This is a genomic window from Rhodoferax sp., from assembly GCF_044236835.1.
Classification (GTDB): Bacteria; Pseudomonadota; Gammaproteobacteria; order Burkholderiales; family Burkholderiaceae_C; genus Allorhodoferax.
Genome location: NZ_JBIIGC010000006.1, coordinates 17,678 through 30,175 on the forward strand (window position 1 = coordinate 17,678; position 12,498 = coordinate 30,175).

Genomic DNA, 12,498 nt, shown 5'->3' on the forward strand with positions numbered 1-12,498 from the left:
CCGGATTGTCACATCCACAAAGCGCGCCACAGCATCGTGGGGTAGTCGCTAGCGTGCAGGCGCGGGCGCTGGCGCAGGGTGTCAAAGCCTAGAGCTTCTATCTTTTCGAGGATGCGCAGCCCGCCTTGCACCACCAGCCGCAACTCCCAGCCTGCGCGCCCGCCAATGTGGTGCACCAGCGGCGCACCTTGGAGCATGGTGCTGCGCGCCTGCTGTACGCAATGGGCCACCATGCCCCGCACAGTTTTTTGGGTGGGAGGGTTCCGCAAATGGTCGGGCCGCACCCCAAACCGGTCCTGCAGTTCACGGGGGAAGTAGTTGCGTCCGCGCGCCAAGTCGATGCGGGCGTCCTGCAAGAAGTTAATCAACTGCAACGCGGTGCAAATAGCGTCGCTCTGCGCCAGTGCTTGCGGGCTACTGACGCCGTACAGGGCCAGCAGAAGTCGGCCCACCGGGTTGGCAGAGCGGCGGCAGTAGTCCAGCAGCTCGGCGTGAGTCGCATAGTCGCTGGCTTCGTAGGTCTTGCGAACATCTTGCTCAAATGCGTCCAGTAGGTCGTGCAGCAGTGCCGGCTCCAGGGGCCAGCGCGCGAGCGTCTGTCGCAAGGCTTGCATCTGCGGTGCCCAACGCGGATCCCATTCGGCGCCATCGGGGCTTTGGGGCTGGCAGGCCAGATGCAGCTGCGCCCGGTAGTCGGAGAGTTGTGCAAGCCGCCGGGCTGGCGTGGCGTCGCCCTCGTCGGCGATATCGTCGGCGGTGCGGGCGAAGTGGTACAGCGCGGCAATGGGTGGTCGCAAGTGCGCTGGACACAGCAGCGACGCTACCGGAAAGTTCTCGTAGTGGCCGATGGTGGTGGTGCTGGAGATCTGCGGGCTTGGCTTCATGGGCTGGGATTCTGCCTGCCTGCGGGCCCGGCTTGACAGTCAGAATCGATTCTTCTAAATTACTAACCCGTCGGTCATTAATAAAATGCGAGGCCGAGCACATTCCCCTTGTTTTACAGGCCTGACCATGCCCAAGACCCTACCCGCCGCGATTGCGCTTGCTGTTTCTGTTGTGCTGCTTGCAGCATGTTCCAAACCCGCGCCAGCGCCCGAACCGGTGCGCGCGGTGAAGTTGCTCACTGTCGGTGTGGGTGCGCTGCAAGGCGGCGGCGAGTTCGCCGGCGAGGTGCGGGCCCGTGTGGAGTCGCGGCTGGCATTTCGAGTCGCTGGCAAGGTGGTGCAGCGTCAAGTGGAGCTGGGCCAACGGGTTCGCGCCGGGCAGGTGTTGGCTCAGTTGGACGCCCAGGACTACCGCCTGTCGGTCGACGCCTCTCGCGCTCAGCTCGCTGGCGCTGCAACCAACCGCGACTTGGCGCAGGCGGACTTCAAGCGCTTCAAGGAGCTGCGTGAGCAAAACTTCATCAGCAGCGCCGAGTTAGAGCGCCGTGAGGCCACGCTGAAGTCAGCACAAGCACAGTTCGATGCCGCACAGGCGCAGCTTGCCGGATTGAGTAACCAAGCTGCTTACACCAGTCTGGTGGCCGATGTCGCCGGGGTGGTGACCGCTGTGGAAGTCGAGGTAGGCCAAGTGGTGGCTGCGGGCACTCCAGTGTTTCGCATTGCCAAGGACGGTCCGCGCGACGTGATGTTTTCGGTCCCTGAAGACAAGGTAGCGATGATCCGCGTTGGCTCTGGCGCCAGCGTGATGCCTTGGTCTAGCGCCGAGAGCTTGCCCGCCACGGTGCGGGAGGTGGCGTCCAGTGCTGACCCAGTGACACGTACCTTCGCGGTCAAGTTGGCCATGGACCCCAAATACAGTCTGCCTTTGGGCACCACCGTGACCGTGCGTGCCAATAATTTTGACCATAGTGGTACCCAGGCAATACGCATTCCAACCAGCGCGCTACTTCGCGAGGCCGATTCCACCGCTGTGTGGGTGCTTGACGCCGCCTCGATGGTCGTGAATTTGCAGCGCATCGAGGTGCTGACCGCTGACGGCAATATGGCGGTGGTGGGTGCCGGGTTGAAGCCGGGCATGCAAATTGTGGCTGCCGGAGTGCATGTGCTCTCACCGGGCCAAAAAGTGACTGTGTACCAGGACCAAAATACAGCCGCCACGCCGGCAGCCCAGGCAGGTAAGTGATATGAACGAGACGCAAGAGGCGCACAGCGCAGCCAAGGGCTTTAACCTTTCGAAGTGGGCCCTCGACCACGGTCCCTTGACCCGCTACCTGATGGTGGTGTTGATGGTCTTGGGATGCACAGCCTATTTTCAGCTAGGGCAAGACGAAGATCCGCCATTTACCTTTCGAGCGATGGTGGTGCGCACCTACTGGCCTGGTGCTACCGCGCAGCAGGTGGCCGAGCAGGTGACCGACAAGCTCGAGCGCACCCTGCAAGAGGTGCCCTATGCCGACAAGATTCGCAGCTATTCCAAGCCGGGTGAGTCGCAGATTTTTCTGGAGCTTCGAGACAACTCTACGCCCAGTGAGGTGTCCAACGTTTGGTATACGGTGCGCAAAAAAGTGGGCGATATGCGCACGCAACTTCCGCAAGGTGTAGTGGGTCCGTTTTTCAATGACGATTTCGGCGATGTCTATGGCGTGATTTACGCCATGGAGTCCGACGGCTACAGCTACGCCGAGCTCAAGGTTTTTGCCGACCGAGTGCGCCAAGCACTTTTGAGGGTGCCCAACGTGGCCAAGGTGGAGCTATTTGGCGCCCAGGATGAGAAGGTCTACATCGAGATTTCTCAAAAGCGGCTGTCGCAAATGGGGCTGGACATGGGCCAGGTGTTGTCCCAGCTTAACCAGCAAAACGCGGTGGAAAGCGCGGGCGTGGTGCAGACGCCACTGGACGTTTTTCAAGTGCGGGTGGCGGGGCAGTTCAAGGGCTTGGATGCGTTGCGGGCCATGCCGATTCGCGGCGCGTCGGGCAATCAGTTGCGCTTGGGTGATATTGCAGAGATCAAGCAAGGCTACCTTGATCCCCCTGCGGTGAAGGTGCGCCATCAAGGCCAAGAGGTGATTGGCCTGGGCGTTTCAATGGCTAAGGGCGGGGACATTATTGCCTTGGGAAAAGCGCTCAACGCAGCTTCCTCACGTTTGGAAAGTGAGCTGCCCGCAGGCATTCGTCTGGTGAAGGTGCAAGACCAGCCAAAAGCGGTGTCGACCTCGGTGGGTGAGTTCGTTACCACCCTGATCGAAGCGGTGGTGATTGTTTTGGGCGTGAGCTTTGTGGCGCTGGGATTCCACCGTCGGCATGGCGAACACCCACTGTGGAGGCGTTACTACATCGACATGCGCCCAGGCTTGGTGGTGGGGATCACGATTCCTTTGGTGTTGGCAGTAACGTTTTTGGCGATGTACTACTTTGGCATCGGGCTGCACAAGATTTCGCTGGGATCGCTCATCATTGCGTTGGGCCTGCTGGTGGACGACGCGATCATTGCGGTGGAGATGATGGTGCACAAGATGGAGCAGGGCTATGACAAGGTCCGCGCTGCCACCTTCGCCTACGAGCTCACAGCCATGCCAATGCTGACCGGAACACTGATCACGGCGGTCGGCTTTTTGCCGATCGGCATTGCCAAGTCGGTGACCGGCGAATACACCTTTGCTATCTTTGCGGTCACTGTGATCGCCTTGGTGCTCAGTTGGATAGTTTCGGTGTACTTTGTGCCCTACCTCGGCACCGTGCTTTTGAAAACCAAGCCGCGCCACGCAGTGGAACCGGGTGACGGGATCGATGCTGACGCCCGCGAGCCCAACGAGGGCTACAACTCGGCGTTTTACGTGGGCTTTCGGCGGGTGCTCAACTGGTGTCTGGAGCACCGCTGGACCACGATCGGCGCAACTCTGCTGGTGTTTGCCTTAGGCATTGTGGGCATGGGCAAGGTGCAGCAGCAGTTTTTCCCCGACTCCAGTCGTCTGGAAATTTTGGTCGACATCTGGTTCCCGGAGGGCACCTCTTTTGCTGCCAATGAGGAGGTCACCAAGCGGGTGGAGCAACGCCTGCTCAAGGAGGAGGGCGTGCAGGCAGTGACCACTTGGGTGGGTTCGGGCTTGCCACGCTTTTACCTGAGTTTGGACCAGGTGTTCCCGCAAACCAACGTGTCGCAGTTCATGATCATGTCCAAGGACTTGAAGGTGCGCGAGACCTTGCGAGTGCGGCTGCCCGCCTTGCTGGCCACCGAATTTCCCGAGATTCGCGGGCGCGTGAAGCTGCTGCCCAATGGGCCACCTGTGCCTTACCCAGTGCAGTTTCGGGTGATGGGCCCCGATCCGGTGGTACTGCGTGGCTATGCGGATAGCGTCAAGTCCGCCATGCGTGAGAACCCCAGCACGCGTGGGGTGAACGACAACTGGAACGAGTCGGTGAAGGTGATTCGGCTTGAAGTTGACCAGGCCAAGGCACGTGCCCTGGGTGTGACCAGCCAGTCGATTGCACAAGCGTCCAAGGCCATTTTGTCTGGCACCACCGTGGGCCAGTACCAGGAGGGCGACAAGCTCATCGACATCGTGTTGCGCCAGCCGCTCGAAGAGCGTGATGCGATCACCGATATTGCCAACGCCTACCTGCCCACGGCCTCCGGCAAGTCCATTCCGTTAACCCAGATCGCCAAGCCGGTGTTCAGTTGGGAGCCGGGCGTGATGTGGCGCGAAAACCGCGATTACGCGATGACGGTTCAAAGCGATATCGTCGAAGGCAAGCAGGGCGCAACCGTGAGCGCCGAGCTAATGCCGCGGTTAACAGAAATCAGCAGCCAGTGGCGTCCGGGCTACCGGGTTGAAGTGGCCGGCGCTGTGGAGCAAAGTTCCAAGGGCTCGAGTTCGATCGTGGCGGGGGTGCCCATCATGTTGTTCATCACCTTCACTTTGTTGATGCTTCAGCTGCAAAGCTTTAGCCGGGCGCTCTTGGTCTTTCTTACCGGGCCGCTGGGCATTGCGGGCGTGGCCGGTGCCTTGCTGGTGCTGGATCGACCCTTTGGTTTTGTGGCCTTGCTGGGGGTGATTGCACTGATGGGAATGATCCAGCGCAACTCGGTGATCTTGATTGACCAAATCGAGCATGACCGCAAGGCTGGCATACCGGCCTGGGAGGCCATCGTCGGCTCCACCGTGCGTCGCTTGCGGCCGATTGTGTTGACGGCCGCAGCGGCGGTGTTGGCCATGATCCCGCTTTCGCGCTCGGTGTTTTGGGGGCCGATGGCGGTGGCCATTATGGGCGGCCTGATCGTCGCCACTGTGCTGACGCTGCTGGCCTTGCCAGCCATGTACGCGGCTTGGTTTCGGGTGCGCAAGGACACGCCGGCCGCAGGGTAAACTGCAGCAGTGCGAGCGCGGGTGGCGAAATTGGTAGACGCACCAGGTTTAGGTCCTGACGGTGGCAACACTGTGGGGGTTCGAGTCCCCCCCCGCGCACCACCTTAGTGTGGTCTGACCCAGTGCCTCTATGCAATTCAAGCCACCCAACGCAGACCAGCCGAAGCGAACATCCACCACCGACCGGATTGCGCGGGTTTACTTGAACGCGCTGGGGGACACAGTGGCAGACACGGTGGGCCACAGCAACCGGGAGCGACTGGTGTGGTTAGGTTTGCTGGCAACACCTTTGCTTTTTCCGGTGGCATTGCCTGGTATGGCGTCTGCCGTTGGCCTGTTGTGTGTCGTCGTGTCTGTTGGTGTGTGCCTGGGGCACCCGATAGACCTTCCCGCATGGTTGGGCCAACGTGCCTTGCATCCTCGCGCCAAGAGCTTGCTTACCAGCGCGAGCCGAAAGGCGTTGCACCTGGTGGGCCGGTTTGCTCGACCTCGATTGCTCAGGCTAAGTGACCGCCCCATGCGGTTGGTCAACGGCTTGGTGCTTGCCACAGCCGGCCTGTCGATGGCAGTTCCGGTGCCAATGATCACTTTCGACAACGTGCTGCCAGCCTTGGGCATTGTCCTGATGGCCTGGGGTTTGCGTCTGCGCGATGGCCTGATGGTGCTGGCGGCTTACTTGGCAACTTTGGCCGCGGTGGCGTCTATTGTGTTGTTTTGGTGGGGCGGGACGGTACTGGTCGGCGCCCTGATTGCGTGGGTCACCCGCTGACTGCGTTGGGGAAGTCCAGTGGGCCTTTTTCAAAGCAGGCCTCAGATACAATGCCGGGTTGCTTTGACCAGCTACTTTGCCCAACTGGGCGCGGGCCGAGTCACCGCCATACACCACCCCATTTGTGTGAAATTCTCTGTGTCCGGCGCCCGTGTGCTGGTGCCTAACCCATAACTTCTTTAGGAGACTGACCGTGGCTGTAACTGTTGAAACATTGGAAAAACTAGAACGCAAAATCAAGTTAACGCTCCCAGCCACCGCCATTCAGTCCGAGGTCGAATCGCGCCTGCGCAAGCTCGCCCGAACGGTCAAGATGGACGGTTTTCGCCCAGGCAAAGTGCCGATGAATGTGGTGGCACAGCGCTACGGCTATTCGGTGCACTACGAAGTCATGAATGACAAAGTGGGACAGGCCTTTGCCAGCGCTGCCAACGAAGCCAAATTGCGTGTAGCAGGCCAGCCACGCATCACAGAGAGCGACGCATCGCCCGAGGGGCACATGGCTTTTGACGCGGTGTTTGAGGTGTTTCCCGAGGTAAAGATCGGCGACCTTAGCACCGCTGAAATCGAGAAGGTTTCCACCGAAGTGACAGACGCAGCGATTGACAAGACAGTAGAAATTCTGCGCAAGCAGCGCCGCTCGTTTGCACAGCGCGCCCAGGACGCAGCCGTCCAAGATGGCGACCGTGTGACAGTGGACTTTGAAGGCAAGGTCGATGGCGAGCCCTTCGAAGGCGGGAAGGCGTCGGACTTCCAGTTCATCGTTGGCGACGGCCAGATGCTTAAGGAATTTGAAGATGCGACTCGCGGCATGAAAGCGGGTGAGAGCAAGACTTTCCCTCTCGCGTTCCCCGCCGAGTACCACGGCAAAGACGTCGCAGGAAAGACGGCAGACTTCATGGTGACTTTGAAGAAGGTCGAGGCGGCCCATCTGCCCGAAGTCGACGGCGCTTTGGCCAAGTCGCTGGGCATTGCAGATTCGAGTGTCGACGGCTTGCGCGCCGACATTCGCAAGAACCTGGAGCGCGAGGTCAAGTACCGTTTGCTCAGTCGCAACAAGCAGGCGGTCATGGACGCGTTGGTTTCTAAGGCTGAACTCGAACTGCCCAAGTCCAGTGTGCAGGCGGAGGTCGAGCGTTTGGTTGAGGGCGCCCGCGCAGACCTAAAGCAGCGCGGTATCAAAGACGCCGAAAAGGCACCTATTCCCGAGGACATCTTCCGCCCCCAAGCTGAGCGGCGTGTGCGTTTGGGGCTGGTGGTGGCCGAACTGGTACGTGCCAACAACTTGTCCGCCAAGCCCGAGCAGATCAAGGCCCACGTTGACGAACTGTCTGCCAGCTACGAAAAGCCCGCCGAAGTGGTGCGTTGGTATTACAGCGACAACCGCCGCATGGCCGAGGTGGAGGCTATCGTTGTTGAAAACAACGTCACCGAGTTTGTCTTGGCACAAGCCAAGGTCAGCGAAAAGTCGGTGTCCTTTGACGAGTTGATGGCGCAGAACTGATTTTGATGCGTCGGTTCCGGGTTGGCCGATTGGCCGCCAACAGTGGGGCTTGCAGCAGACTTGCAGTCTGATGCATTGGCCCCACTTGCGTTTTCGGCTGATGGTTTTTGGGTAAAGTCGGCCTTAACCGGCCCTTTTTGGAGTTGCTATGAACTTGAATAATGGTGCGCTTGGCGCAATGGAAATCCAAGCATTGGGCATGGTGCCGATGGTGATTGAGCAGTCCGGTCGCGGCGAGCGGTCGTACGACATCTACTCTCGTTTGCTCAAAGAGCGCGTCATTTTTTTGGTCGGCCCGGTCAATGACCAGACTGCCAACTTGGTAGTCGCCCAGCTCTTGTTTCTGGAGAGCGAGAACCCGGACAAGGACGTTTCATTTTACATCAACTCGCCTGGCGGTTCAGTCAGTGCTGGCATGGCGATTTTCGACACCATGAACTTCATCAAACCGGATGTGTCCACACTGTGTGCTGGAATGGCTGCCAGCATGGGTGCGTTCTTGCTTGCCGCGGGCGCGAAGGGCAAGCGGTTTTCTTTGCCCAATTCCAAGGTCATGATCCACCAGCCCTCTGGCGGTAGTCAGGGGCAGGCCACAGAGATCGAGATCGCCGCCCGGGAAATTCTGAAGACCAGAGAGCAGCTCAACAAGATACTGGCAGAGCGCACAGGGCAATCGTTAGAGCGTATTGCCCGTGATACCGAGCGCGATTACTACATGTCGGCCGAAGAGGCCAAAGAGTATGGTGTGGTCGACCAAGTGATCTCTAAGCGCCCCTGAGTCTCTGGCTGTTCGGCACCTGGCCACAGGTGCCCGTGCGCAAGCTGCGAAGTTGCCGCTCGCGTTTGGTTATCATCAAACTCCCATCTGGATAGAGGCACCGAAGACATGGCCGAAAAAAAAGGCGCGACTGGCGAGAAGACTCTGTACTGCTCGTTTTGCGGCAAGAGCCAGCATGAGGTCAAGAAGCTAATAGCGGGCCCTTCGGTGTTCGTTTGCGACGAATGTATTGAGCTGTGTAACGAGATCATTCGCGATGAGTTGCCTGCGTCGACCATGGGCAAGGAAGGCAAGAGTGACTTGCCAACGCCTGCCGACATCAAGGCCAACCTGGACAACTACGTTATCGGGCAGGAGCCTGCAAAGCGCAGTTTGGCGGTGGCGGTCTATAACCATTACAAACGACTGCGCCACAAAGAGAAAGCCAAAAAAGACGATGTTGAGTTGTCCAAGAGCAATATCTTGCTGATTGGCCCCACTGGCTCTGGCAAAACTCTATTGGCGCAAACCCTGGCGCGCATGCTGGATGTGCCGTTTGTCATGGCCGATGCGACCACGCTGACCGAAGCGGGCTACGTCGGGGAGGATGTAGAAAACATCGTTCTCAAGCTCTTGCAAAGCTGCAATTACGATGTTGAACGCGCCCAACGTGGCATCGTTTACATTGACGAAATTGACAAGATTTCCCGCAAGTCAGACAACCCTTCCATTACCAGGGACGTATCCGGGGAGGGTGTGCAACAGGCCTTGCTGAAGCTAATCGAGGGCACCATGGCGAGCGTGCCGCCACAGGGCGGGCGCAAGCACCCCAATCAAGACTTTGTGCAAATTGACACCACCAACATTTTGTTCATTTGCGGTGGCGCGTTTGCCGGCCTTGAAAAAGTGATTGAAAGCCGCACCCAGTCCTCGGGCATCGGCTTCGGTGCGGTGGTTCAAAGCAAGCAGCAACGCAGCCTCACCGAGGTGTTCAAAGAGGTCGAGCCTGAAGACCTGATTAAGTTCGGGCTGATTCCCGAATTGGTAGGCCGCATGCCTGTGGTGGCCACCTTGGCTGAACTCACCGAGGATGCGCTGGTGCAGATCTTGACCGAACCCAAGAACGCCTTGGTCAAACAGTACGCCAAGTTGCTGGCAATGGAGGGCGCGGAGTTGGAGATTCGGCCCAATGCGCTTAAGGCGATTGCCCGACGCGCCTTGGCCCGAAAGACCGGTGCGCGCGGGTTGCGGTCCATTCTTGAGCAGTCTTTGATTGACACCATGTTCGATCTTCCAAACGCCACCAACATCGAACGCGTGGTGGTCGATGAGTCGACGATCGAAGAAAACAAAGCGCCTCTGCTCGTTTACCGCGAAGCAGCAAGAAAGGCTTGATGCACGCTGTTCGAGTCGTTCGAATTGCGGGGTCTTTCTCTCGATTTACGCCATTTGTGTGGCCTGTGCATCGCGTGACAATGGCCTCGCACTTGAATTTCATGATTAGTCATCCATCTCCCTTGGGTCCATAAAGGTTACGTATGTCCGGTCAAACACCACTTCCCGCAGTCCCGATTGATTTGCCCTTGCTGCCCTTGCGTGATGTGGTGGTGTTTCCCCACATGGTGATTCCCTTGTTTGTCGGGCGGCCCAAAAGCATCAAGGCGCTTGAGGCGGCCATGGAGGCCGAACGCCGAATCATGTTGGTGGCGCAAAAGGCTGCCGCCAAGGACGATCCGGTGGTATCAGACATGTTTGACGTTGGATGTGTCTCGACCATCTTGCAAATGCTCAAGCTACCAGACGGCACCGTGAAAGTTTTGGTGGAGGGCCACCAGCGTGCAACGGTCAACAAGATTGAGGAGGGCAGTTCGCACTTCTTGGCCAGTGTGACGCCCATCGTGACCGCGCTCGAACAACCGGATGCAGTTCGAACCAAAAGCAGTGAGGTTGAGGCATTGCGCCGCGCGGTCATGCAGCAGTTTGACCAGTACGTGAAGCTCAACAAAAAGATACCGCCCGAAATCCTTACGTCCATTTCCAGTATCGATGACGCAGGTCGGTTGGCAGACACCATTGCCGCACACCTTCCATTGAAGCTGGACGCAAAGCAGATGGTACTGACACTCTCGGTGGTGCGTGAGCGACTCGAGAACCTGTTCGAGCAGATTGAGCGCGAGGTCGATATTCTCAATGTCGACAAGAAAATTCGTGGTCGTGTGAAGCGACAGATGGAGAAGAACCAGCGCGACTTTTACCTGAACGAGCAAGTCAAGGCGATTCAAAAGGAGCTTGGCGAAGGCGAGGACGGCGCTGACATCGAAGAGATCGAGAAGAAGATCAAGTCGGCAAAGATGCCCAAAGAGGCATTCAAGAAGGCCGAAGCCGAACTCAAAAAACTCAAGCTGATGTCGCCGATGTCGGCAGAGGCTACAGTGGTTCGCAACTATATCGACGTGCTGTCTGGTCTTCCGTGGGCCACCAAGACCAAGATCAAGCACAACCTCACCAATGCTGAGAACGTGCTCAACCAAGACCACTATGGCTTGGACAAAGTGAAGGACCGCATCCTAGAGTACTTGGCTGTGCAGCAGCGGGTGGACAAGGTAAAGGCACCCATTCTTTGCTTGGTTGGGCCACCCGGTGTGGGAAAAACCTCCCTTGGGCAGTCGATTGCCAAGGCCACGGGTCGAAAGTACGTACGCATGGCCTTGGGTGGGATGCGCGATGAGGCGGAGATTCGTGGCCACCGGCGTACCTACATCGGAGCCATGCCCGGTAAGGTGCTGCAGAGCTTGTCAAAAGTCGGTACCCGCAATCCCCTGTTCTTGCTTGACGAGATTGACAAGCTCGGCACCGACTTCCGTGGCGACCCCAGCAGTGCGTTGCTGGAGGTGCTCGACCCTGAGCAAAACCACAAGTTCGGTGACCACTACGTGGAGGTGGATTTCGATTTGAGCGATGTCATGTTCGTTGCAACGTCCAACTCCATGAACATCCCGCCGGCCTTGCTAGACCGCATGGAGGTGATTCGTCTGTCGGGCTATACCGAAGACGAGAAGACGAATATCGCCACCACTTATCTGCTACCTAAGCAAATGAAGAACAACGGCGTCAAAGAGTCTGAGTTGGCGGTGTCCGAAGATGCGGTGCGCGATATCGTGCGCTACTACACACGCGAGGCCGGCGTGCGTTCCTTGGAGCGCGAGCTGTCCAAGATCTGCAGAAAAGTGGTGAAGGGACTTTTGCTCAAAAAGATGGAGCCCCAAGTGCAGGTGACCGCAGACACCTTGAAGGACTACCTCGGTGTTCGCAAATACACGTATGGACGCGCGGAGCAGCAAAACCAAGTGGGACAGGTGGTTGGCTTGGCATGGACTGAAGTCGGCGGTGACTTGCTCACAATCGAGGCGGCGCTGACGCCTGGAAAAGGTGTTATCACACGCACGGGTTCGCTCGGAGATGTGATGAAGGAGTCAGTGGAGGCAGCCAGAACTGTGGTGCGCAGCCGCTCCCGCCGATTGGGTATCAAAGATGAAGTGTTCGAGAAAAAGGACATTCACATTCATGTGCCCGACGGTGCGACCCCTAAAGACGGTCCGAGCGCTGGAGCAGCCATGGCCACCGCGTTTGTGTCTGCTCTGACTGGGATTGCGGTTCGTGGTGATGTTGCAATGACCGGTGAAATCACCCTGCGAGGAGAGATAACCGCCATCGGCGGCCTTAAGGAAAAGCTATTGGCTGCTTTGCGGGGCGGCATCAAGACGGTGTTGATACCCGAAGAAAATGCCAAGGATCTGCAAGACATTCCGGAAAACGTGAAGAACGGGCTGGAAATCGTTCCTGTGAAGTGGATCGACAAAGTGCTGGAGTTGGCGCTGGAGTCGTTGCCTGTTCCCCTGCCGGAGGATGACATTTTGGCGCCCGTGGAACCCGTGCCCGCAACCGTTCAGCCCCAGGATGCCCCGGGCTCGATCAAGCACTGATGGTCAGGCACCAAAAAAAGCTTCAACAAGCGCGGAGATGCAAAAATCCGCGCTATACTACAGGGCTTGAAACGCGGGAATAGCTCAGTTGGTAGAGCGCAACCTTGCCAAGGTTGAGGTCGAGAGTTCGAGACTCTTTTCCCGCTCCAGATTCCATAAGAAGGGAAGCAACCGCTT

Annotated in this window: 8 protein-coding genes and 2 tRNA genes; 9 read left to right on the plus strand and 1 reads right to left on the minus strand. The window is 58.3% G+C overall.

The features are described 5' to 3' along the window. Positions 1-8: 8 nt before the first annotated feature. A complete protein-coding gene (gene hpnC, locus ACILRC_RS05775) occupies positions 9-884 on the minus strand; it encodes a squalene synthase HpnC (RefSeq protein ID WP_395668408.1) in 876 nt (291 codons plus the stop codon). A gap of 127 nt (positions 885-1,011) precedes the next feature. Here hpnC and ACILRC_RS05780 point away from each other — a divergent pair, with 127 nt between their 5' ends. From ACILRC_RS05780 to ACILRC_RS05820, 9 genes are all read left to right on the plus strand, one after another. Next, the gene (locus ACILRC_RS05780; RefSeq protein WP_395668409.1) at positions 1,012-2,127 is read left to right on the plus strand and encodes an efflux RND transporter periplasmic adaptor subunit; all 1,116 of its coding nucleotides are present in this window, start codon (positions 1,012-1,014) and stop codon (positions 2,125-2,127) included. Between the two features lies 1 nt (position 2,128). Continuing rightward, positions 2,129-5,308 carry an efflux RND transporter permease subunit gene (locus ACILRC_RS05785; protein ID WP_395668410.1) on the plus strand — a complete coding sequence of 1,060 codons (3,180 nt, stop codon included), beginning with the start codon at positions 2,129-2,131 and terminating at the stop codon, positions 5,306-5,308. 15 nt (positions 5,309-5,323) lie between these two features. Continuing rightward, positions 5,324-5,410: transfer RNA gene (locus ACILRC_RS05790), tRNA-Leu, on the plus strand. Between the two features lie 28 nt (positions 5,411-5,438). After that, entirely contained in the window at positions 5,439-6,077 is a 639-nt protein-coding gene (locus ACILRC_RS05795) for an exopolysaccharide biosynthesis protein (RefSeq protein WP_395668411.1), read from the plus strand. A gap of 193 nt (positions 6,078-6,270) precedes the next feature. Beyond that, positions 6,271-7,581, plus strand: coding sequence for a trigger factor (gene tig / locus ACILRC_RS05800; RefSeq protein ID WP_395668412.1), 1,311 nt, complete (start codon positions 6,271-6,273; stop codon positions 7,579-7,581). Positions 7,582-7,729: 148 nt separating this feature from the next. Further along, entirely contained in the window at positions 7,730-8,359 is a 630-nt protein-coding gene (gene clpP, locus ACILRC_RS05805; RefSeq protein ID WP_395668413.1) for an ATP-dependent Clp endopeptidase proteolytic subunit ClpP, read from the plus strand. Positions 8,360-8,467: 108 nt separating this feature from the next. Further along, a complete protein-coding gene (gene clpX / locus ACILRC_RS05810) occupies positions 8,468-9,733 on the plus strand; it encodes an ATP-dependent Clp protease ATP-binding subunit ClpX (RefSeq protein ID WP_395668414.1) in 1,266 nt (421 codons plus the stop codon). 143 nt (positions 9,734-9,876) lie between these two features. Beyond that, a complete protein-coding gene (gene lon, locus ACILRC_RS05815) occupies positions 9,877-12,321 on the plus strand; it encodes an endopeptidase La (RefSeq protein ID WP_395668415.1) in 2,445 nt (814 codons plus the stop codon). 73 nt (positions 12,322-12,394) lie between these two features. Beyond that, a tRNA-Gly gene (locus ACILRC_RS05820) sits at positions 12,395-12,470 on the plus strand. The last annotated feature ends 28 nt before the right edge of the window (positions 12,471-12,498 follow it).